Here is a 22326-nt window from a genome sequence, read left to right on the forward strand (position 1 = left end):
GGTTAGAACAAAAAATGCATACGTATTCTCCGAACCGCCTCTGGGGCGGGCGACGTATCGTTCCCAAGGCGGCAGTGATCCCGCCGGCGTCAAAGCCGACGGGGTGCGCAGCCAGCCAGGGAATGTCAAGCGCGGGCGATGACCTCGCCGTTCGGAATAAGGAACCAGCCGTCATCGGTGGATCCCCAGCGGTGCCAGCCGGCAGAGATGCGCGTCAGGTCCGCCTCCTGCGCGAAGCCGTATTCAAGGGCCTGCTCGGCGAAGGCTGAATGCAGCACGCGTTCACCCCACACACGGGCCTGCCATCGACGCTGCTGCCCGGTGGCGTAGAGCCAGTTGCTGCTGGTCGGGGCGATGTCGGTGAAGCCGGCTGCCTGGGCCCACGACACGAGGCGGCGGCCGGCGTCGGGCTCGGTCCCGTTCCGGCGTGCGATCCGCTGGTACAGCTCCATCCACTCATCCAGCTCCGGAATGGCGGGGTACCAGCTCATGCCGTGGAAGTCGGCGTCGCGCACTGCCACAATGCCACCGGGCTTGGCCACCCGCCGCATTTCCCGCAACGCCTCCACGGGATCTGTCAGATGTTGCAGCACCTGGTGGGCATGGACGACGTCGAAGGTGTCGTCCTCAAAATCCAGATCGTAGATATTGCCGGCCACGAACTCGACATTGTCCACACCCCGATCAGCGGCAAGCTCCCTGGCGTGGTTGATCACGTCCGGGGAGCGGTCCAGCCCGGTCACGGTTCCGGGCGCCACAAGCACGGCGAAGTCGCAAGTGATGCTTCCGGGTCCGCAGCCGACGTCCAGCACGTTGGCCCCCGCGGTGAGGTACGCAATGACGAACGCGGCAGAATTTTCCGCGGTCCGCGAGGCATGGGCGCGGACCACCGACTCATGGTGGCCGTGCGTGTACACATCTTCTGGCTGCTGCGCACTCATAGGGAAACGCTACCCCCTCCTGCCTGCCCCAAGCAGGTAGCACCGCCGGGTGGTTTTGATGGCCCAGAGCATCCGCATACCGCTTGGCAGCCGGGCCGGCCCTGTTGCCGTCCGGCCCGTCTGAGTAGACTGCCAGTGCGTCCGGCCGGACGCGCCCAGTCCTCCTGAGGAGTGATCAAGCGATGACCGAGAACAGCGAGTCCAGCAGCGAGGGAAAGGCCCATACCGGCAGCCGGAACCCTGCGCTCGAAGGCGACAGCGGACAGTATGTGGAAGGTGACTACGGCGATGCCGGAGTTGCCGGGGAAGAACCTGCCACTGAAAAGGGCGAATACGCCGCGGGCGACTACGGCGACGCCGGTGTGGCCGGTAATGTGCCTGCCGAGACAGAGGAGGGCCAATATTCTGAAGGTGATTACGGCAAGGTCGGCGGTGTAAGCCAGGAGCGGCCCAGCGACGAGGAGGGCGAATACCCCGAGGGCGACTACGGGGCTGCCGGCACCACGTCAGGGCAGGCCTCGGATGACGACCTCCGGGACAGGCTGACGGAGGGACAGGTCAATGCCCCAAGGAATGACGACGGTGGCAGGTCCGCCGGCGGCTGAGGTGCGGCCCGTAGGCCCGCAACGTTCACGCATAGCGAAAAGGTTGTTGAGGCCGGTGGCCTCCCGTTTCCGCAAGGCTTCGCGAAACGGGAGGCCATTTTTTCTTTGCCGGCGCCCTTCAGCGCACCAGCCGTTGGCAGACTTGAGTGATCTCGACTCAACTTTGGATTGACTTAAATCCGGTGCTGAGTAAAGTTGAGTGTAGATCGCTCAAGGAGTGGGCGAGTCTGGGTCCCGGCCCGCTCGGTCAAGGGTGTGAACCCTGCTGGGTAGTGTCGGATCCCGGGCCATCCAGTTTCCAAGGAAAGAAGGAAGCAACACATGTCACGTGCAGTAGGTATCGACCTCGGAACCACCAACTCCGTCGTCTCCGTTCTCGAAGGTGGCGAGCCCGCCGTTATTGCCAACGCCGAGGGCGGCCGCACCACGCCGTCCGTCGTTGCGTTCTCCAAGTCCGGCGAGGTCCTGGTCGGCGAGATCGCCAAGCGCCAGGCCGTCAACAACATTGAGCGCACCATCTCCTCCGTCAAGCGCCACATGGGCACCGACTGGAAGGTCGACATTGACGGCAAGAAGTACACACCGCAGGAGATCTCCGCGCGTATCCTCATGAAGCTGAAGAACGACGCCGAGTCCTACCTCGGTGAAAAGGTCACCGACGCTGTGATCACCGTTCCCGCCTACTTCAACGACGCCGAGCGCCAGGCCACGAAGGAAGCCGGAGAAATTGCCGGCCTGAACGTCCTGCGCATTGTCAACGAGCCCACCGCGGCCGCCCTGGCCTACGGCCTGGACAAGGGCAAGGAAGACGAACTCATCCTGGTCTTCGACCTCGGTGGCGGTACCTTCGACGTCTCCCTGCTGGAAGTCGGCAAGGATGAGGACGAATTCTCGACCATCCAGGTGCGCGCGACTGCCGGTGACAACCGGCTCGGCGGCGATGACTGGGACAACCGCGTCGTGGAGTACCTGCTGAACCAGCTCAAGGTCAAGGGCATGGATCTGTCCAAGGACAAGATTGCACTGCAGCGCCTCCGTGAAGCGGCTGAGCAGGCCAAGAAGGAGCTGTCATCCTCCTCCAGCACCAACATCTCCCTCCAGTACCTCTCCGTCACCCCTGACGGCCCGGTCCACCTGGACGAGCAGCTCACCCGTGCGAAGTTCCAGGACCTGACCAAGGATCTGCTGGAGCGCACCAAGAAGCCGTTCCACGACGTCATCAAAGAAGCGGGCATCAAGCTCACCGACATCGATCACATCGTGCTCGTCGGCGGTTCCACCCGCATGCCCGCCGTGTACGAGCTGGTGAAGGAACTGGCTGGTGGCAAGGAGCCCAACAAGGGTGTCAACCCGGACGAGGTTGTGGCCGTCGGTGCGGCCCTGCAGGCCGGTGTCCTGAAGGGTGAGCGCAAGGACGTCCTGCTCATCGACGTCACCCCGCTGTCCCTCGGCATCGAAACCAAGGGCGGTGTGATGACGCACCTGATCGAGCGCAACACGGCCATCCCCACCAAGCGGTCCGAGACCTTCACCACCGCGGATGACAACCAGCCCTCCGTGGCTATCCAGGTCTTCCAGGGCGAGCGTGAATTTACCCGCGACAACAAGCCGCTGGGCACGTTCGAGCTGACCGGAATCGCGCCGGCTCCGCGCGGCGTGCCGCAGATCGAGGTCACCTTCGACATCGACGCCAACGGCATCGTGCACGTCTCCGCCAAGGACAAGGGCACCGGCAAGGAACAGTCGATGACCATTACCGGCGGCACCGCACTCTCCAAGGAAGACATTGACCGCATGGTCCGTGACGCCGAGGAACACGCAGCCGAGGACAAGGCCCGCCGCGAGGCAACCGACACCCGCAACACCGCCGAGCAGCTTGCCTACTCCGTGGACAAGCTGATTGCGGACAACGCGGACAAGCTGCCCGAAGAGGTCAAGACCGAGGTTCAGGGCGACGTCGACTCCCTCAAGAAGGCGCTCGAAGGCACCGACGATGCCGCTGTGAAGGCTGCGTTTGAGAAGCTGCAGGCTTCCCAGACCAAGCTCGGCGAAGCCATCTACGCCCAGGCCGGTTCGCCGGACGGCGCTACCGGAGCTGCAGGTGCTGAAGGTGCCGCAGGCGGGGGCAAGGCTGATGAAGACATCGTGGACGCCGAGATCGTTGACGAAGAAGAGAAGAAGTAACCATGCCTCATCACGGTAACGAAGAAGAGCACAGCTCTTCCCGCGACCAGGGAAGCAAGCGCGACGAGCCCGTGATCCGGGACCACCGGAAGGTGGACCCGGTGACGGGGCAGGCCCGGCACCCCGAGGGAACCCCCGCGGAGCCGGCTGATGCAGCCGATTCCGACGGCGATGCCCTCGCCCAGGCTGAGGAGATCCTCAACCAGGTGGAGGTGCCGGCGGAGGAATCCGTGGCGCAGGGAGTTCAGGCAGGCTCAACCACCGCTGAAGCGGCCGAGCTGAAGAACGACCTGCTCCGCCTGCAGGCCGAGTACGTCAACTACCGCAAGCGCGTCGAGCGCGACCGTGCCGTGGCAGGGGAGATGGCCGTTATCGGTGTCCTGAACTCCCTGCTGCCGGTGCTGGACGACGTCGACGCCGCCCGCCAGCACGGTGATCTCGCGGACGGTCCGTTCGCTGCAATTGCCGCGAAGCTGGAAAATGCGCTAAAGACGTATGGCCTGACCCGTATCGATGAGACCGGCGTGGAATTCGACCCGACTATCCACGAGGCCCTCATCCAGCAGCCCGGCGAGGACGTTGAGGTTGACACTGTCAGCCAGGTGCTCCGCTCCGGCTACAAATCTGGCGATCGGGTTCTCCGCGCAGCACAGGTCATCGTCGCTGTACCTGCGTAGCATTACCCCATCGAGATGACAGTTCGCGGCGATGATTCGAAAGAACATTGGCGCGAACTGTCATCTCGGCACAAAGAGTTGAAAGGAAACGCCATTGGCTAGCCAGGATTGGGTGGACAAGGACTTCTATAAGATCCTTGGTGTCGCCAAGGACGCTTCCGACGCTGACATCAAGAAGGCCTACCGGAAGCTGGCGCGCCAGTATCACCCGGATACCAATTCAGGTGATGCTGTCTCGGAGAAGAAGTTTAAGGACATCTCCGAGGCGTACTCCGTGCTGTCCGACCCCGAGGAGCGCCAGCAGTATGACGCTATCCGGGCGATGGGCGGAGGAGCCCGCTTCGCTCCGCACGGTGCCGGAAGCACCGCCAACGGGGGCTTCGAGGACCTGTTCGGTGGGCTGTTCACGGGCGGCGGAGGACGTCACTCGGGCGGCTTCAGTACTGCAGGCCCGGGGGGCATCCCTCCCGAGTTTGCCGACTTGTTCGGTGGCGGTTTCGGCGGTGCCGGCGGCCCGGCAGGCTACCAGCGCGCGCCGCAGAAGGGCGCCGACCGTACTGCGACCACCAGCATTTCCTTCGCCGGATCCATCCGCGGAACCACGATCGGCCTGCGTGAGCCGGACGGCGAAGTCATCGATGTCCGCATCCCGCCCGGCATCAAGGACGGCCAGAAGGTCCGTGTCCGCGGCAAGGGCCAATACGGCCCCGCCGGCAACGGCGACCTGATGGTCACCGTCCACGTCAAGCCGCACGATTTCTACACGCGCGACGGCGACAACCTCCGTATCCACGTCCCGGTCACCTTCCCTGAGGCTGCTCTGGGCGCCGATATCGAAGTGCCGACGATCGACGGCGACACAGTCCGGGTCCGCGTGCCGGCAGGCACGCCCTCCGGGCGCACGCTCCGCGTTAAAGGCCGCGGAGTGAAAACGCCGAAGGGGACCGGGGACCTGCTCGTGACGATCGATGTTGCCGTTCCGAAGAACCTGAACAAGGACGCCGAGGCGGCCGTGAAGGCTTTCGCGGAGGCCACGAACGGCGCCGATGTCCGCCAGGGCCTGGCAGCCAAGGCCCGGCTCTAGAAAAAGGCGCCCGCCGTGAACATCAACTTCGATCAGCCGATCTTCGTGATCTCGGTGGCGGCGGAGCTGGCGGACATGCATCCGCAAACGCTTCGCCAGTACGACCGGCTGGGCATCGTCAAGCCCAGCCGGGCGCCCGGCAAATCCCGCCGGTACTCGCAGCGGGACGTGAACATGCTCCGTGAGGTGCAGCGGCTCTCGCAGGAAGGCGTTTCCCTCGAGGGCATCAAACGCATCCTCGATCTGGAGAACCAGGTGGCCGCACTGCAGGCCCGGGTGAGTGAACTGACGGATGAACTGGTCCGCCGTCGTGAATCATTCGACTCCAGGGTTTTCGCGGCCGGACCCGCCGGTGACGTCGTCAGCCTGGCCCGCGGCCAGCGCCCCCGGCCGCGCTCCCAGGCGCTGGTGGTCTGGCGGCCGCGGTCTGGCCAGTAAACGGACGATCAGCGCCGGGGTGTCAGCGTCCGGATCGGCGCCCCGTCGAGCCACGCGGTGACGTCTTCAAGTGCGCCGCCGAAGAATGCCCGGTAGCTTTCGTCCGTGACGTATCCCAAGTGCGGGGTCAGCAGGGTCCGGGGTGCATTCAACAGCGGATGGCCCGGCGGCAGGGGCTCCTGGTCGTAGACATCCAGCGCGGCTCCGCGGATCCAGCCTTCGTGCAGGGCGGTGACCAGGGCATCCTGGTCCACCAGGGGGCCGCGGGCCGTATTCACCAGGACACCTTCGGGGCCGAGGAGCCGCAGCTCGCGTTCACCGACCGTCCCCTCGGAACGCTCCGACAGACGCAGATGCAGGGATACGACGTCGGAGTTTTGGAACAGCTCATCCTTGCTGACCTTGCGCGCGCCGGCCGCGGCGGCTGTCTCCGCGGTCAGGTTCTGGCTCCAAGCCAGCACCTCCATGCCGAACGCCTGAGCGTAGCCCGCCATGCGGCGGCCGATTTTGCCCAGCCCGACGATTCCCAGGGTCTTGCCGGAGAGCTCAAAGCCAACCGACCCCTGCCACCGTCCGGCCCGCAGGGAGTTCTCCTCCGCCGTGAGGTTCCGGGCGAACGCCAGGAGCAGCGCCCACGTCAGCTCGGGCGCCGCGGCCGGTGAGCCTCCCGTGCCGCAGACCACGATCCCGCTCTCGGCTGCGGCCTGCAGGTCGATCGAGGCGTTCGCCGCTCCGGTGGTCACCAGCAGTTTCAGCTGGGGCAGCTGCTCGATCACCCGGCGGGGAAAGGGTGTGCGTTCCCGCATGGCAATGACGATGTCGGCGTCCGCCAGCGTCGCCACGACATCTGCTTCGGAGGGCAGATGGTGGCGCAGCACACTGACGCTGACCCCACGCCCGGCGAGGGAGCTCCAGGGTGCGAAACCGTCTGCAACGCCCTGGTAGTCGTCGAGAATGACAAGTCGCTGCATGCTGGATCCTTCTGGCTGGGGCGGGCTTTGACTGGATGAGCAGCCTTAACGGGATGAGGCAGGGCCCGGCGGTGCGGGTCCCTGCCTCATCAGGTCAGTCGTGCATTCTACTCTTGAAAACGGACCGGTGAACTACGAACGGGCCTTGACTGCCAGCACCGGGCAGGATGCTTCAAGCAGGATCTGCTGGGCGGTGCTGCCCATGATGAGCTTTCCCACGGGGGTCCGCTTGCGGAGGCCGATGACAATCAGCTCTGCCTGGTATTCCTCAGCGGCATCCAGTACTTCGTTGGCGGCATCGTTCCCGCGGACCCGTTGCAGGACGAGGTGTTCCACGCCTTCCTGCTGCAGCCGTGCGGTGACCTCGTTGAGGTCCTCGGCCTGGGCGTACCGCTTGTCCACTAGCGCGTCACCGCGGGAGGAGTTGATGATGACCAGCCTGCTGTCGTGTTGCCGGGCCTCGCTGATCGCCCGGTCAAGGGCGGCTGCGCCTTCCGGCGTGGGGACATAACCGACGATGATGCTCACTGTTTCTCCTGTCCATGGTTGGCATGGCCAACCTTGTGGGCGTCTTGGCGGATGTCGGCGGGGTCAGACGGCTCGTTGGCCGCAGTGGAACCTGCCGCCGTCGGGCTGTCCTTGACAGGGCTGCCGGCCGAGTAAGCGTCAGCAGGACCGCCGGCGGCCAGAGGCTGAGCAAGGCCGCCGGCAACTGCCACCCCGCCGGGACGCGTACGCCGCCACATCTTGAACAGGAACGGCCAGAGGAGCACGAGTGCCACGATGATGTAGACCACGACGGCGATCGGCTCGCTCCACAACCCGGAGACGTCGCCCGCGCTCAGCTGCAGCGTCTGGCGCAGCTGCTTCTCAAGGCGCGGCCCAAGGATCACGCCGAGGATGAGCGGCAGGACCGGAAGTCCGTAGCGGCGCATCAGGAAGCCCAGTGCGCCCAGGACCAGCAGGATTGCCAGGTCGAACGCCTGCAGGTTCACCGAGTAGGCGCCCAGGGTGGCAAAGAAGAGGATGCCTGCGTACAGGTAGGGGCGGGGCAGCCGGAGCAGCTTCGCCCAGACCGGGGCCAGGGGAAGGTTGACCAGCAGCAGCAGGAAGTTGCCGATGAAGAGGCTGGCGATCAGTGCCCAGACCAGCGGGCCTTCGTTTTCGAACAGCAGCGGTCCGGGCTGGATGCCGAACTGCACGAATGCAGCGAGCATGACGGCGGCGGTGGCGTTTGTCGGCAGGCCGAGTGCCAGCATCGGAGTCAGGGTGCCGGCCGCGGCGGCGTTGTTGGCAGCCTCCGGCCCGGCGACGCCCTCGATGGCGCCCTTGCCGAACTCCTCGGGGTGCTTGGTGAGCCGTTTTTCCGTCACGTAGGAGAGGAACGTTGGGATTTCTGCGCCGCCGGCGGGCAGGGCTCCGAACGGGAATCCGAAGGCCGTGCCGCGCAGCCATGGCTTCCAGGACCGCTTCCACTCCTTCTTGCCCATCCACGGTGTGCCGACCGGAATGATCTGCAGCGGCGTGCGGCGCAGGTGCGCCGCCACCCACAGGGCTTCACCGACGGCGAAGATCGCCACGGCGACCACGACGACGTCGAGGCCGTCGGCGAGCAGCGGCAGGCCGAAGGTGAGGCGGGCCTGGCCGGAGACGATGTCCAGGCCGACGAGGCCGATCGCCAAGCCCAGTCCGAGGGACGCGAAGCCGCGCAGCCGGGAGGAGCCCAGGACCGCGGTGACGGCCAGCAGGGCCAGGACCATGATGGCGAAGTAGCTCGGCGAGCCAAGGCTCACGGCGAACTGGACGACAATCGGTGCAAAGACCACGAGGAGCGTGGTGCCGATGGTGCCGGCGACGAACGAGCCGATGGCCGCCGTCGCCAGTGCCTGGGCGGCTTTGCCGGCCTTGGCCATCATGTTGCCCTCGATGGCGGTGATCACTGAGGAGGATTCGCCGGGGGTGTTGAGCAGGATGGAGGTGGTGGAACCGCCGAACATGCCGCCGTAGTAGATGCCGGCAAACATAATGAACGCGCTGGTCGGTTCGAGGACGGTGGCCACCGGGAGCAGCAGCGCAACGGTCATGGCCGGGCCGATGCCGGGCAGGACGCCGACGGCGGTGCCCAGGATGACGCCGATCAGGGCGTACAGGAGGTTCATGGGGGTCAGCGCTGTCGCGAACCCGTCCATGAGTGAGGACAGGATGTCCATCTAGAGAATCCCTTCAAGGAGCCCGGCGGGAAGGGCGATGCCCAGGCCGAGGTAGAAGCCGTAGAAGGTCAGGAGCGCCAGAACCAGGGAGATCAGACCGTCACGGACGTAGTGGCGGCTTCCGAGCGCCCAGACGCTGCCCCAGAAGAGCACCGTTCCGGAGATGACCCAGCCGGCCCAGTCGATCAGGAGGATGTTGGCGATGAAGGCGCCGGCCAGGGGGAGGACGGTCTTCCAGTCACTCGGGTGGCTCAGATCGACATCCTCGCCGCCCTCGGCCTCACCGCTTCCGCCCCGGAGAACGTTCACTGCCAGCAGCACGGCGCAGACGAGCAGGAGTGCTCCCACGATCATCGGCAGGGCCTTGGGGCCTACCGGGTCCGACTGGGAGTACGGCACAACCAGGCGCGCTGCGTCAATGAGGACCAGGGCGCCGACCGCCCCGAGCAGGGCTGCGATGCCCAGCTCGGAGCGGCCTTTGAGGCGGGAGGCCAAGGAGGTCACGCCAGGCCGAGCTTCGTCAGAACGTCTGCGACGCGCTTGTCCTGGTCGGTGAGGAAGGTCTTGAACTCGTCACCGGTGATGAAGGCGTCAGTCCAGCCGCGGGTCTTCAGGGTTTCCTTCCACGAAGCCGATTCGTGCATCTTCTCCAGTGTGGCGATGATTGCGTCGCGGTCGGCGTCGCTGATGCCCGGAGGGGCCACAATGCCGCGCCAGTTGGTGAAGACGAGGTCGATGTTGGATTCCTTCAGCGTGGGGGCGTCGACGCCTTCGAGCCGGTTCTCACCGCTGGTGGCGAGGACGCGGATGGCCCCGGACTTGATCTGCTGCATGTATTCGCCTGCGCCGGAGGCCGCGAAGCCGAGCTTGTTGCCAAGGATGGCCGGCAGCAGGTCCCCGCCGCCGTCGTAGGAGACGAAGTTGACCTTGGTTGCGTCGATGCCCACCGCACCGGCAAGCTGCATGGGCAGGAGGTGGTCGGGGCCGCCGGGCGAGGAGCCGCCGCCGACGCTGACCTTGGACGGGTCCTTCTTCCAGGCAGCCACAAGGTCGTCGATGGTCTTGTACGGCGAATCCTTGGAAACCATGATGGCGCCCGGCTCTTCGATGAGCTTCGCCAGCGGGGTGGTCTCGGTCAGCTTGGACTCTGACTTGTTGGTGTAGCTTGCGCCGACGACGCCGAGGCCCATGAGCATGGCCAGGTCGCCGTTGCCCTTTTCGTTGACCACACGGGCCAGGCCGACTGTGCCGCCCGCGCCGGGGAGGTTGAAGACCTCGGGGTTGGTGGCGAGCTTCTCGTCTTCGAGAACCTTTGCCGCGGCGCGGGCAGTGGTGTCGTACCCGCCGCCGGCGGTGTTGGGCACCATGATGCGCAGCCCGGTAAGGGGTGCGTTGCTTGCTCCGGTGGTGGCGGTGCCTGCGTCCGTCTTGCCTGTCGCTCCGCACCCTGAAGCCATCAGGGCGATGCCTGCGGCCACGGCTGCTACGCGCAATGCGCTGAATCCGCGCATGGTGTTCCTCTTCTCGTTGGTCCGTTAGATCGGTGTGTTCCGATGCTAGGGCCGAAAGTGATGCGGCTCACTCTTGTGTAACCAGAGAAAGTTAAGTTCATTGCGTTCACGTTTCCGGCGACGCACTGGGTGTCCTAGGTTCCGCGCCTGAGGGTTGGGGCAGAGCTTCTGGTTGTAGGTTTATAGGCATGGCTGAGCGTATGGCGTAGGGAGGAAACAGCCGATGTCAGATGACGAGTTCACCTTTCCCGACTCGGCGCGTGCCTCACCCCCGCCACGCCAGGGCGGACCCGGGGCGCGCCCAGGTGCGGGCGCCGGCAGGAGCCTGAACAGGCAGGTGATGGAGGTGATTCGGCATGTCCTTGCGGATCCCGACCCTGAAGGCGAATGGGCCAGAAGTCAGCTGCGTGAACGCCTCGCAGCTTACCCGGAACATCCTGAGCGGGCGCTGCTGGAACATCTGATCCTGACCAGAAGCCTGACGGGTGCTGCCGAGGATGCCACCGCCCCGCACCCCGGGGAGGACTTTGCCGGGGCGCCGCTTTCCGCCGGCGCCGGCGCCGACGCCGCAGACTCCCTGGATGCCGGCCGGATCCATCGTATTGAAGAAGTGCTTGAGAACCGGATGGTGCTCACAGCCCTGCAGCCTGTGAGACGGCTGCCTGCCGGAGGACTCCTGGGATTTGACGCGCTGGCCAGGTTCGTGAGCACGGACGGTTCCCACGCGGCCACCTGGTTCCGGGATGCGGCTGCCCTCGGCCTCGGCATGGATCTGGAAATCGCAGCCCTTGAAAGTGCGATCACGGCAGGGCAGGAGATCCCGGCTCCACTGCTTATCACCGTGAAGCTCAGCCCAGCGGCAATCACCGACGCCAGGGCCCAATACCTGCTACTCACATCCGCCTTGGCGCCTGACAGAATTGTCATCGACTTCATGGGACAGGAAGTTCCAGGCCAGGACGTTGCAGGACAAGACGGTTTAGGACCGGACGGTTTAGGACCGGGCGGCGAGGGGGACCGGGAAGCCTTTCAGGGGGCCCTGGACACGCTTCGCCGCTACGGCGTGCGCTTCTCCGTGGACTTCCCCGGAGAGGGTTCTTCCGCCGGGCGGCGGCGCCGCATTCGCGAAGTCCGTCCGGACGTGATCAAACTTGGCCGCGATTTTTTTGGTGGTTTGGTTGACGGTCAGGCCGGCGATTCCGCCGCTGTAGTGCGCGGACTGGCCCGTGAAACAGGGGCAGTGCTGGTGGCTGAAGGAATTGAAACGCGCGCAGAACTCGACGCCACCCTGGAAGCGGGCGTGACTGCCGGGCAGGGTTTCCTGCTGGGCCGTCCTTCAGCTAACCCCGATGACTGGACCTCATGGGTCGCGGAAGCGGACGGCCTCTCCGGTGGCTCGTCCAGGCTCCCCGGCGGCGGCTTCTAGGAGCTCGGTCTCGGGAGCCAGCTCTGCTTGCCCTCGGCGGGGAGAACATCAAGGACGCTCTCACCGGCATCGCGGACCCGCTGCACCGTCGGGGTGGAAAGGCGTTACTCGAGGATGAGGGCACTCCATGTTTTGCATCGGAGGAAACGTCTCGCTGCCAGGCTCGCTACGCGCGCTCGAACCCGCTGTCCTCAGCGAGTCCATCGAGCTGAGTAAGTAGTGTCAGGTTGGGATCTGAGAGTCTCAAAAAGCCACTGTCAGAAAAGAAGAATCAAGTCCTATCCTGACGCCTGAGACTTCCCTGCCTGACGTCAGGTTGGGGTGTACGTAACAGTGATGGTGGCGGGTGGCTACAGCCTGATCCTGCAGGGCAAACAGCAACTCAAAGTACATTCAGCCTCTGTTGGTGCTCTCGCCACTTAGGCAGCACATTCTCAGGTTCCGCGACTCGTGCGGCATGCTTGCGGTCACGGGTTGCTGGCCCAGGCCTTACCTGTTGCGGAAGCCTGCCGGACAGGCGGCGTCAGTGGCCGGCCCCACGACATACAGCGCCATATTTTCTCCTGGGACGCCCTGGTGGACCAGCACTTGCAGCGGATGAGTCCGCCCTTGAGCTTCTGCAATGTCCACGTTGGGATTACCGGTAAAAAACGGACGAAGGAAGATCAACCCGCGCTTCTCCCGAGCCCTGGGCGATGACGACGCAACCGCCGTTGCCCACCACCTTAGCGTGTGTGTGGTCAGCAACGGCTGCTCCGGAGGAGCCAAGCAACAGGACCGCGGAGGCGCCGGACGCGAGTGCGGCGGTGCCCAATACCTTGGGCGCAGATTTGCGAGGATCTGATCGGTGAGTGCTTCGATGCCGCCTTCGGATGTCACGGTCATTCCGGCTTCGGCTGTTTCCAGGGCCTCGAGTGTCTCCAGCTGTGAGGTGAGGAGGGATGGAGGCATGAAGTGTCCTGGGCGCTGGACCAGCCGCTCCATCAGTACGGAAGGGTCGACCTTTAAGAGGATGAATGTGGTGGAGGGAGCGGTTGCGCGGATAGCGTCGCGGTAGGCGCGTTTGAGGGCTGAACAGGCAACCACGATCCCATGGGGGTGTTCGGCCGCGAGTTCTGCGCCGACCAGGCGAAGCCAGGGCCATCTGTCTTCATCCGTGAGCGGTACGCCGGCTGTCATTTTTTGGACGTTCGGCAAGGGGTGCAGGTCATCAGCGTCCTTGAAGGTTGCTCCGAGCCGGGCTGCGAGGGCAGCGCCGACCGCAGTCTTGCCCGAGCCCGACACGCCCATGACGACAAGAGGGCTATGCACTACAGCGCTCCCTGTTGTGCTGTTCCGGCGGGGATCGGAACCATCCGGGTCACTTCGACGGGTTTTTCCAGCAGGCCTTCGAGGGAGGCGTTCAGGCGTTTGACCGGTTCACCTTCGCCGTGGGCGTCCAGCAGCGCAGCTGATTCCCATTTCTCGATCATGAGGATCTGCTTGTCCGGGGTTTCGTGTATCGCGTAGAGCAGGCAGCCGGGTTCCTGGTGGACTTCGCTGATTGCGGGGGAGAGGGCGGCGACGACCTGGTCGAAGGCGCCTTCCTTCGGGATGAAAGCAGCGGTGACGACGATGGTCATGGTGAGGTTCTCCTTGTTTTAAGGGTGCCCTTGAGGGGTGTGGGAGGGTGCGTGGGGACGCGGCGCGGACCGACGGCTAAAGTGCGTCGGTCCGCGCCGAGCATCCGCACGGTGTTCTTAGGCTTAGCTGCGAACGGCGAGGTTTTCCTCAAGGGCAAGGGCAAGGGCTTCGGTTTCGCGGCGCAGTTCGAGGGCCTGGGCGAGCGAGTCGTCCATGATGACGTCTTCCCAGCGGACGATGCCGCCCTTGGGCACGTCATTGCGCAGTTCCACGTGGTGGGCCAGCGCGACCGGCAGGGCTCCGGTAGTGACGGAGTGCTTCGCGGAGACGAGTTGGCCCCAGACGGTGTATCCGCCTTCGCCGTCAAGGAATTCACCGGCTTTGAGGTCTTTCTTGGCGGTGGCGACAACGTCGCCGAAGAAACCGATGGGTGAACCGGTGGGGATTCCGCGGAGGACGGCGTTGGCGATGGATACGTTCAGTTCCAGACCGACGTAGTGGTAGGGGCGGTACAGGGCGGCGTACTGGCCGGTGGGGTCCGGGTGCCAGGGGTATTCGTTGAAGCAGCCGGAGACGTAGTCGTTCGTGGCTTTCACGACGACGAAGACGCCTTCCTGGGTGTTGTGGGGGATCCAGGTGCCGTCGCGGTTGACACTGGACATGACGTCGACAGTGCCTTCGTGTGCGAGGGCTCCTCCGACGTCGGCGGGGCGGCAGATTGAGGCGATTTCTTCCACGTCTCCCGGCGTGAACGTCAGCCCGGTGTCAGAGGGGACCAGTCCTGCCGCGTTGGCGACGGCGGCCATTTCGATGGCGGCTTTGGTGCCGTCGCGGAAGGAGGTGTGCATGTTCGGGTTCAGCTGCCCGGAGTCGGTGAGTTCCTTGGAGAATTCCCAGTTTTCCCAGACGTTGTCGGGGTTCATCTCGTGGTAGTGCTCGAGGAATTTAGCGCCCTTGCCGGCGCAGACGACGTCGAAGCCGCTGGTGCGGGCCCAGTCGACAAGTTCCATGATGAGGGCTGGCTGGTCGCCGTATGCCATTGAGTAGACAACGCCGGCTGCTTCTGCCCGCTTGGCAAGAGCGGGCCCTGCCAAGGCGTCGGCTTCGACCGTGACCATGATGATGTGCTTTTTGGTTTCGATGGCGCGCAGCGCGTGCTTGACACCCACGATGGGGTTGCCGGTGGCTTCGACGATGATGTCGATGTCGACGTCGAACAACTCGTCAGCGTTGGCCACGATCGCGGTTGAGCGCTCCCTTAGGGCGGTTGCTATGTCGGGGGCGATCTGGTCTTTGGGCCATCCAACGAGTTCGAAAGCACCTTCAGCGCGCTTGACGTTGATGTCTGCGATGGCGACGACGTGGATGCCCGGAATGTTGTTGGCCTGGGCCAGGTACATGGTCCCGTAGCGTCCGGCGCCGATCAGGCCGACCCGGATGGGCTTTCCGTCGGCCTCGCGCTGGGTCAGGAGATGGTGCAGATTCATGGGTTGCCTTTCAAGGGATACGGCGCTGTTCCGGAAGGGATGCGGGCGGTTTGGGATCAACTGCAGCTTTGGGGCTCTACTTTTCACCTTGCGGCTCGCCGCCATTGCTAGTGAGGCTGCAGAACAAGCGGGACCGAACTAAGGTAAAATAAGTGGAACCGGTACACTTTTATGTCACAGGGGCAGGCCCGAGGTCAAGCCCTAGGCTGAAAAGGTTCCCGGATGTCCAGGAAGTGCCAGGCAAGGAGTAGGCGTGCAGAAACAACCGACCATCCGCGATGTTGCCCAGGCGGCCGGGGTTTCCGTTGCGGTCGTCTCCCGGGTGCTGAACCCGGGGTCAGGTCCGGTCGCCGCAGCTACCCGCGGCAGAGTAAACGACGTGATGAAGGACCTCGGCTACCACCCCCGCACGGCAGCCAGGGAGCTCAAGTACGGCCCGCCTACAACGCTGGGGCTGCTGCTCGCCGATGTGTCCAACCCCTTTTTCGCCCGACTCGCCGACCAGGTGGTGCAGGAGGCGCACTCGCGCGGAATCCAGGTGCTGCTGATGACCACGCAAGAGGATGACCAGCTGGAGTCAGAACGTCTGGCGACACTTATCGAACGCAGGGTCAGCGGGATTATCGCGACCCCGACCGGCAACAACCTGGCAACCTGGAAGCAGCTCCAGGATCTGGGCACTGAGGTGGTTTTTGTCGACCGGTCAATACCGTCGCTCCCGGAAGTTGATGTTGTCAGCATCGATAACTTTGAATCCGCCCGGTCCGCAACGGCGCTTCTCGCTGCCCACGGCCACCGCCGCATCGGGATCATCTCCGGGCCGGCTTCCTCCACGACCGGAAGGGAGCGGATTGCCGGCTATCGGCAAGCCTTGGAAACAGCCGGCTTGGAGCAGGATGAGCTCCTCATACGGCACGCCGCTTTCCGCGGGCCTGCGGGAGGAGATGCCGCGTCGGCGCTGCTCGGCATCGAGGAGCCGCCCACCGCTTTGGTGGTGGCAAATACCGCCCAGGTAACCGAAGTTCTGCGGCGCCTGTCCCACGCTGGAATCGACATCCCCGGGACGCTGTCCGTCATCGTCTTTGAAGATTCGCCCTGGACCGAACTCATGACCCCTCCCCTGACAATCGTCAGGCAACCCATAGATCTGCTCGCCCGGCATTCCGTGCAGCTCGCTTTGTCCAACACGCAGGGCAAGACGTCGGGAGAACCCCACGTCATCCGCGTAGCCGCCGAACTCCTTGAACGGTCCAGCGTTGCCCGGCTGCAGTTCTCGAAGTAATGCAAGCTGCATCCGCTGCTGACGGTTTACAGCCGCGCGGCGCCTGTGGTAAAAAAGTGTACCGGTTCCACTGGTACCCCGATCTTCCATTCTGTTCTGCAGGCGTGTAACTGCACGCCCCTAATAGCTTTCTGTAAAGGCACTGGGCAAGCGGGACGAGAAAGCAGCAAGAGCAGCCCTTCTCGGCCATATCCGCACAGCCCAGGACGCCTTAACCACCGCCATCAAAGCATCAGTACCCCTGTCCGTACAGGCCAGGAACGAGCAAGTATTCAAAGGAGAATCAGATGCCAAAGCGCATCCTGGCCGCCGCAGCTGTGGCCGTTGCACTCACCGTTACTACTGCCCTCACCGGTTGCGGCGGGGGCGCGGCGCCTGGCGCGTCCAGCACCACCATCCGCCTCGGTATCGGCGACCCCGCAACCTCTTCCATGGGCGTGACCGCTAAGCACTTCGCCGACAAGGTTGCCGAGCTGAGCGACGGCAAGGTCAAGGTCGAGACGTTCCCCGACGGCACCCTCTTCGGCGGAGACCAGAACGCCGCCGTCAACCTGCTTGGAAACGGCACGCTGGACTCGACCATCATGTCCACCTCGGTGTACGCGTCCTTCGAGCCGAAGATGAATGCCGTCAGCCTTCCCTACCTCTTCAAGGACTCGGAGGAGGTCACCAAGTACTTCAAAGGCGAGCCGGGCAAGGAACTGCTGGGCTCACTGGACAAGCTGGGCATCAAGGGCGTGACCATGCTGTCCCGTACTCCGCGGCACACCACCAACTCGGTGCGTCCCATCACCCAGCCCGAGGACTTCAAGGACCTGAAGCTGCGCGTACCGCAGAATGACCTCTGGGTTAAGTTCTTTGGCTCACTGGGCGCCAACCCGACGCCGATGGACTTCAAAGAGGTTTACACCGCCCTGCAGCTCGGCACTATCCACGGCCAGGAAAACCCTTTGGAAGTTCCAGTGAACAACAAGTTCTTCGAAGTCCAGGACTACCTCTCCCTGACGGGCCACATCTCCGACGGCCTCGTCCTGGGGTTCAGCAAGAAGAAGTGGGACTCCTTCGATGAGGACACCCGGAAAGTCCTGCAGGAAGCTGCAGACGAGACCGCTGGCTTCAAGACAAAGTACGACAACGACGAAGCCACCAAAACCCTCGACAAGCTCAAGGGCGAAGGCGTGAAAATCAACGAGCTGACGCCCGAAGCCAGGGAAAAGTTTCAGGCGGCAGCGCAGAAGGTCTACCCCGAGCTTGAGGGCAACGTGGGCAAGGAATTCGTCCAGTCAAGCCTTGAATTCCTCGGGCGTTAAAGTGACGGGTCCAGTGCAGGAGACCAGTTCAGTGCATGATGATGGAACCACCCCAACCCGGGGGGCCGAACACCAGGAGGCCGAAGATAGCATCAAGGTGCTTCCGGTAAGCGAAGTCTCAGAACCTCAGGGTCTGATCTGGAAGGCCGTGGATGCTCTCCTCTTCGTCGGAATCTGCGCGATGCTGCTCAGCCTTGCTGCCCAGATGGTCAGCCGGCAGATGGGAGCCTCGCTGCCTTGGACCGAGGAACTGACCCGTTTCCTGTTCATGGACACCACCTTCCTGGGGATGGCAGCAGGCTTCCGGGCCGCCGTGCACCCGCGGGTGAACTTCGCGGTGGCGTGGGGACCGGCCTGGCTTAAGCAAGTCAGCATGCATCTCTACGCCATTTGCGGCACCGTGTTCTTCAGTGTCCTGCTCTACAAGACGTGGGAGTTGATGCTGCAGCAGTACGCCGCCGGAGAGTCCAGTCCTGCCCTGGGACTGAAGATGTTCCTGGTAACCCTGCCCCTTGTGATCAGCGCGGCACTCGCGATCGTCGCCCATATCACGACCGTCTACTTCTCCCCGTATATGCGTAAGAGGATCCTCGAAGGAGAGATGATCGCATGAGCTTGACCCTGCTGGGCATTTTCCTCCTCCTGCTGCTGCTGGGGGTTCCGCTCTCGATCTCACTGGGCATTGGCGTCATCGCCACGCTGCTGATCTTCGATATCCCCCTCGAACTGTTGCCGCAGTCGATGATGAGCTCCATGAACAGCTTCCTGCTGGTTGCTGTCCCCTTGTTCGTTTTGGCCGGCAACCTCATGGCGGGAGGGGGTATTTCGGACCGCATCTTCCGTGGCGCCGAAGTCATGTTCGGCCGCTTCCGTGGCGGCCTTGGCCAAGTGAACATCGCATCGAGCGCGATCTTCGGCGGCATCTCCGGTTCCTCGGTTGCCGACATCGTCAGCCTTGGCAAGATCGAGATCAAGGCCATGACTGACCATAAGTACCCGCGGCCCTATGCGGCAGCGATGACCATGGTCACCGCTACCCTGTCCTCACTGATACCGCCGAGCATCCTCATGATCATCGCCGCCTCGACCGCGAACGTCTCGGTAGGCGCGGCACTCGCGGGAGGATTTGGACCGTCCATTGTCCTGATCCTCGTCCTGATGCTTGTGAATTTCTTCCTGTCGGCACGCGGTGGTTACGGCGAGGTCTCAAGGACGCCTTTCAAGAAGGGCCTTGGGATCGTCCTCGGGGGAATCCCGGCCATGGGCGGCCCGGTGATTATCCTGGTGGGCATGTTCAGCGGGCTCGTCACGCCCACGGAGGCGGCCGCCGTCGCTGTCTTCTACAGCCTGTTGGTCGGCGTCTACGTCTACCGGGACATGAAGTGGCGCCAGGTGCCCAAGATGATCGTGGACGCCGGCCTCACCACCGGCACCATCCTGTTCATCGCCATGATCGCCGGCGTCGCCTCTTACATCTTCACCATTGACGGGCTGCCGGCAAAGGTCAGCAGCTGGCTGCTGGGAGTCAGCACTGACCCCACCATCGTCATGCTACTGATCGGCCTGATCCTGATCATCATCGGAACAGTGATGGATAAAGTCGCTGCCATCCTGCTTTGCACACCGGTGCTCATGCCTGCGGCCGTGTCTTCCGGTGTGGATCCCATTCACTTCATCGTCTTCCTCGTTGCTGCCCTTGCCGTTGGCCTGGTCGTGCCACCTGTCGGCGTCTGCCTGTTCGCAGCGTCCTATGTCAGCGGGCTGCCGATGGAGAAGATTGTGAAGGCCGCGGTGCCGCTCTACGTGGTCATGGTGGTTGCCATCGTCATGCTGGCCATCTTCCCGCAGCTCATCCTGTGGCCGGCTGATCTCCTGACCAGCCAGTAACGCCTTCCCTCAGTTCGCTATCCATACAGTCACAGAAACAGGAAAACTATGTCTCCGGGTTCACCGGGCACCGCGGTCTTCCACCCTGTTCTGTAGGCGTGTACCTGCACGCCCTAATCGCTAAAGGATCCCAATGCCTGAAAACGACCACCCAGCGCTTGCCCTGATGGGATTAGGGCCGATGGGGGACCCCATGGCGCGCCGGCTGCTGAAGGGCTACGGCGAGCTGACAGTCTGGAACCGGACTGCTTCGAAGGCCGAAGCCTTGGTGGGCTTGGGCGCGCGCGTTGCGACCTCACCTTTTGAGGCGGCCGCCGACATCGTTCTCACCGTGTTGCCGGACCTAAGCCACGTCGAATCGTTGCTTCCGGGAGAAGAGGGCCTGATAGCCGGATGGACAGCCCGGGGCATTGCCCGGCCGATACTCGTCGTGCACGGGACCGTCTCGCCGGGGGCAGTGGCGGCCTTTGGCGAACGGATGCTTCGCGAACATGGCGTCCGGGTCCTGGACGCCCCTGTCAGTGGCGGCACCGTGGGCGCCGAAAACGGCACCCTGAGCATCATGGTGGGCGGGGACGAGGACACGTTTCGCTCGGTCACCCCGGCGTTCGGGTTCATGGGCAGCACCATCCGGCACATGGGCCCGGGAGGTTCAGGCGCACTCGCCAAAGCTTGCAACCAGATCGTAGTCGCCGGCACGGTCACGGCAGTTTCCGAAGCCATGCTTCTCGCCCGCGGCGGGGGACTGGATCCATCGGTCATGCTTGAACTGCTTCGGGGTGGGCTAGCCGACTCCGAGGTGCTGCGCCAAAAAGGGCACAGATGGATTGACGGCGACTTCACAGGTGGCGGCAGCGCCCAAAACCAGCTGAAAGACCTCAACTTCGTGCTGGGGGCGGCCAGAACAGCACACCTGGAGCTACCCCTGAGCACGGTAATCCAGGATCTTTTCGAGGACATGGTCGCCCGGGGCGACGGCGCCCTTGACCACACAGGAATCCTCCGGACCCTTGCTCAGCGCAACAACGCTCTCACTGAGACCTGAAAACCCTCACGAAAGGCGCGAAAACCCTCACGAAAAGCGCGAGAATACCCTTCTGCGGCCATTTCTCAAGGCCGATGAGGGATATGCAGTCACTGCGAGGCTCGGACACGTTGCCCTCGGTAACCCTGTTCCGTCCACAGTTGGGGTCAATTCGGGTTATCCACGGCTGGAGGTCGGGAGCCATTGAGTTAGCTCCCATAGCAGCAGCAGCGGTGGATAACCCGAAGGAATTGTCCCCGGCTGTGGGGCGGCGGCGGGGCCGAGACTCTCAGTGGACCCCTGAACTAAGTCCTTACTTCTGGCCCAAGCCGACGCACCCTGTGTCCGGTTTGGGCGTATTTCACCCTGACGCTGATTCCGCAGTCGATCTGGCCGATGAGATAGCTACGATCAGGCGCGACGGTGGCGAGGTGGTCTACGATGCCCGGATCAACGGAACCACCTTCCAGACTTGGTCGCCGCTCCAAAAGGGCTTCCAGGAGGGGGTCTTCGTCGGCTCGCCGGACTACCTGGTGCTGCACGCCGAGCTCCACCGACGCGCAAACAAGTACCAGGTGACGCTGAAGGCGATCACGGTAGCGTGGATCACCTCGCACCGGGGGATGCAAGGCCTGTGCCCGGAACCACGAAGCCGCAGTGCGTCGCCGACGCTGCGGCGGCCCTCCGACATGCGCTGCCCCGCAGCGAGGGGTACGGCCTGATTCAGGGCCGCGGGGCACAAATCTCCCCGAAAACCAACTGCGAACAATCTCTGCACGGCAAAGGAAGAGCCTAAGTCCGGCTGGACTCGGCGCTCTTCCGGCATCAGGCTCTGACCGGAGCGGTTACTGAGCGGTGTGTCCGGCGTCGACGGGTAGGGCCACGCCGGTGACATAGCTGGCGGCGTCCGAGCACAGCCACAGCACCGCTGCGGCGATCTCCTCGGTGCGGCCGAGGCGGCCAAGCGGCACCCCGGCGGCGGCCTGGTCGCGGTCGAGCTCGCCGCCGTCGACCATCCGGGCGACCATCGGGGTCTCGATGGTTCCCGGGCAGACGGCGTTGCAGCGAACGCCGTGCTTCCCGTACTGCAGGGCCACGCTCTTCGTGGCACCGATGACACCGTGCTTGGTGGCGTGGTAGGTGCTGCGTCCGTCGCCACCGACAAGTCCGCCGAGGGAAGAACAGTTCACAATCGCGCCGGATCCCTGCTCGCGCATCTGCTTCAGCTCGTGCTTCATGGAGGCCCAGACACCTTTGAGGTTGACCGCGACGAGCTTGTCGAACGCTTCTTCGGTCTCGTCGGCGGAGTCGACCGGGGGCAGCATGATGCCAGCGTTGTTGAAGGCCATGTCCAGGCTGCCGAATGCTTCGACCGTGGTGCGGACGGCGGCGGCGACCTGGTCCTCGTCGGTGACGTCACATGCGATGCCGATGGCCTTCTGCCCCTTTGCGGCAAGCTTGTCGGCCAGGGCCTTGGCGGCATCGGCGTCGCGGTCGACGATGGCGACGCTCGCGCCGGCCTCGGCGAAGGCGCGGACGGTGGCCTCGCCCATGCCGGAGCTGCCGCCGGTGACGAAGGCGGTCTTGCCGGTGAAATCATAGGTTAGTTCGGTCATGTGTCTCTCCTTACAGTGAGTGTGGGTATCGATCACAAAGCGGGTGCCGT

22 protein-coding genes are annotated in these 22326 nt (G+C 64.0%); 12 read left to right on the forward strand and 10 right to left on the reverse strand.

What is annotated here, in order from left to right; translation table 11 throughout:
• Positions 1-125: 125 nt before the first annotated feature.
• Complete coding sequence (locus M1E01_RS01445; RefSeq protein ID WP_457973342.1) at positions 126-941, reverse strand: class I SAM-dependent methyltransferase; 816 nt, start codon at positions 939-941, stop codon at positions 126-128.
• A 182-nt stretch (positions 942-1123) separates the two neighbouring features.
• On the opposite strand from M1E01_RS01445, the gene M1E01_RS01450 reads away from it, so the two are divergent.
• The 5 genes from M1E01_RS01450 (at position 1124) to M1E01_RS01470 (ending at position 5929) form a co-directional block, all read left to right on the forward strand.
• Positions 1124-1546, forward strand: a complete 423-nt coding sequence (locus M1E01_RS01450) for a hypothetical protein (protein WP_457973343.1) — start codon at positions 1124-1126, stop codon at positions 1544-1546.
• 321 nt (positions 1547-1867) lie between these two features.
• A complete protein-coding gene (gene dnaK, locus M1E01_RS01455; protein WP_457973344.1) occupies positions 1868-3730 on the forward strand; it encodes a molecular chaperone DnaK in 1863 nt (620 codons plus the stop codon).
• Positions 3731-3732: 2 nt separating this feature from the next.
• Complete coding sequence (locus tag M1E01_RS01460) at positions 3733-4407, forward strand: nucleotide exchange factor GrpE (protein WP_457973345.1); 675 nt, start codon at positions 3733-3735, stop codon at positions 4405-4407.
• A gap of 94 nt (positions 4408-4501) precedes the next feature.
• Entirely contained in the window at positions 4502-5491 is a 990-nt protein-coding gene (locus M1E01_RS01465) for a DnaJ C-terminal domain-containing protein (RefSeq protein ID WP_457973346.1), read from the forward strand.
• A 15-nt stretch (positions 5492-5506) separates the two neighbouring features.
• Positions 5507-5929, forward strand: coding sequence for a heat shock protein transcriptional repressor HspR (locus M1E01_RS01470; RefSeq protein WP_457973347.1), 423 nt, complete (start codon positions 5507-5509; stop codon positions 5927-5929).
• An 8-nt stretch (positions 5930-5937) separates the two neighbouring features.
• On the opposite strand, the gene M1E01_RS01475 is transcribed toward M1E01_RS01470, so the two are convergent.
• The 5 genes from M1E01_RS01475 to M1E01_RS01495 form a co-directional block, all read right to left on the reverse strand.
• Positions 5938-6900 (reverse strand): D-2-hydroxyacid dehydrogenase family protein, encoded by a 963-nt coding sequence (locus M1E01_RS01475; RefSeq protein WP_457973348.1) that lies wholly within the window; start codon positions 6898-6900, stop codon positions 5938-5940.
• A gap of 132 nt (positions 6901-7032) precedes the next feature.
• On the reverse strand, positions 7033-7428 hold the full coding sequence (locus M1E01_RS01480) for a universal stress protein (RefSeq protein ID WP_457973349.1): 396 nt from the start codon (positions 7426-7428) through the stop codon (positions 7033-7035).
• On the reverse strand, positions 7425-9110 hold the full coding sequence (locus M1E01_RS01485; protein ID WP_457973350.1) for a tripartite tricarboxylate transporter permease: 1686 nt from the start codon (positions 9108-9110) through the stop codon (positions 7425-7427). Before M1E01_RS01485 ends, M1E01_RS01480 begins: the two co-directional genes overlap by 4 nt.
• The gene (locus M1E01_RS01490) at positions 9111-9614 is read right to left on the reverse strand and encodes a tripartite tricarboxylate transporter TctB family protein (RefSeq protein ID WP_457973351.1); all 504 of its coding nucleotides are present in this window, start codon (positions 9612-9614) and stop codon (positions 9111-9113) included.
• Positions 9611-10621 (reverse strand): Bug family tripartite tricarboxylate transporter substrate binding protein, encoded by a 1011-nt coding sequence (locus M1E01_RS01495; protein ID WP_457973352.1) that lies wholly within the window; start codon positions 10619-10621, stop codon positions 9611-9613. The genes M1E01_RS01490 and M1E01_RS01495 overlap by 4 nt, the downstream gene beginning before the upstream one ends.
• A gap of 223 nt (positions 10622-10844) precedes the next feature.
• Here M1E01_RS01495 and M1E01_RS01500 point away from each other — a divergent pair, with 223 nt between their 5' ends.
• A complete protein-coding gene (locus tag M1E01_RS01500) occupies positions 10845-12047 on the forward strand; it encodes an EAL domain-containing protein (protein WP_457973353.1) in 1203 nt (400 codons plus the stop codon).
• A 489-nt stretch (positions 12048-12536) separates the two neighbouring features.
• On the opposite strand, the gene M1E01_RS01505 is transcribed toward M1E01_RS01500, so the two are convergent.
• The 3 genes from M1E01_RS01505 to M1E01_RS01515 form a co-directional block, all read right to left on the reverse strand.
• Positions 12537-13358, reverse strand: a complete 822-nt coding sequence (locus tag M1E01_RS01505; RefSeq protein WP_457973354.1) for a gluconokinase — start codon at positions 13356-13358, stop codon at positions 12537-12539.
• Positions 13358-13669 carry a putative quinol monooxygenase gene (locus M1E01_RS01510; protein WP_457973355.1) on the reverse strand — a complete coding sequence of 104 codons (312 nt, stop codon included), beginning with the start codon at positions 13667-13669 and terminating at the stop codon, positions 13358-13360. Before M1E01_RS01510 ends, M1E01_RS01505 begins: the two co-directional genes overlap by 1 nt.
• Positions 13670-13792: 123 nt before the next feature.
• The gene (locus tag M1E01_RS01515) at positions 13793-15157 is read right to left on the reverse strand and encodes an NAD(P)H-dependent oxidoreductase (protein WP_457973356.1); all 1365 of its coding nucleotides are present in this window, start codon (positions 15155-15157) and stop codon (positions 13793-13795) included.
• 253 nt (positions 15158-15410) lie between these two features.
• On the opposite strand from M1E01_RS01515, the gene M1E01_RS01520 reads away from it, so the two are divergent.
• From M1E01_RS01520 to M1E01_RS01545, 6 genes are all read left to right on the forward strand, one after another.
• Positions 15411-16439 carry a LacI family DNA-binding transcriptional regulator gene (locus M1E01_RS01520; protein WP_457973357.1) on the forward strand — a complete coding sequence of 343 codons (1029 nt, stop codon included), beginning with the start codon at positions 15411-15413 and terminating at the stop codon, positions 16437-16439.
• 287 nt (positions 16440-16726) lie between these two features.
• Positions 16727-17749 carry a DctP family TRAP transporter solute-binding subunit gene (locus M1E01_RS01525; protein ID WP_457973358.1) on the forward strand — a complete coding sequence of 341 codons (1023 nt, stop codon included), beginning with the start codon at positions 16727-16729 and terminating at the stop codon, positions 17747-17749.
• 31 nt (positions 17750-17780) lie between these two features.
• Entirely contained in the window at positions 17781-18362 is a 582-nt protein-coding gene (locus tag M1E01_RS01530; RefSeq protein WP_457973359.1) for a TRAP transporter small permease, read from the forward strand.
• Positions 18359-19636: a TRAP transporter large permease gene (locus tag M1E01_RS01535; protein WP_457973360.1), complete on the forward strand. Its 1278-nt coding sequence runs from the start codon at positions 18359-18361 to the stop codon at positions 19634-19636. Before M1E01_RS01530 ends, M1E01_RS01535 begins: the two co-directional genes overlap by 4 nt.
• Positions 19637-19769: 133 nt before the next feature.
• Positions 19770-20681, forward strand: a complete 912-nt coding sequence (locus tag M1E01_RS01540; protein WP_457973361.1) for an NAD(P)-dependent oxidoreductase — start codon at positions 19770-19772, stop codon at positions 20679-20681.
• Between the two features lie 329 nt (positions 20682-21010).
• On the forward strand, positions 21011-21382 hold the full coding sequence (locus M1E01_RS01545) for a hypothetical protein (RefSeq protein ID WP_457973362.1): 372 nt from the start codon (positions 21011-21013) through the stop codon (positions 21380-21382).
• Positions 21383-21505: 123 nt separating this feature from the next.
• On the opposite strand, the gene M1E01_RS01550 is transcribed toward M1E01_RS01545, so the two are convergent.
• Positions 21506-22276: an SDR family NAD(P)-dependent oxidoreductase gene (locus M1E01_RS01550; RefSeq protein WP_457973363.1), complete on the reverse strand. Its 771-nt coding sequence runs from the start codon at positions 22274-22276 to the stop codon at positions 21506-21508.
• Positions 22277-22326 lie beyond the last annotated feature (50 nt).

This window comes from Arthrobacter sp. D1-17 (genome assembly GCF_054130535.1).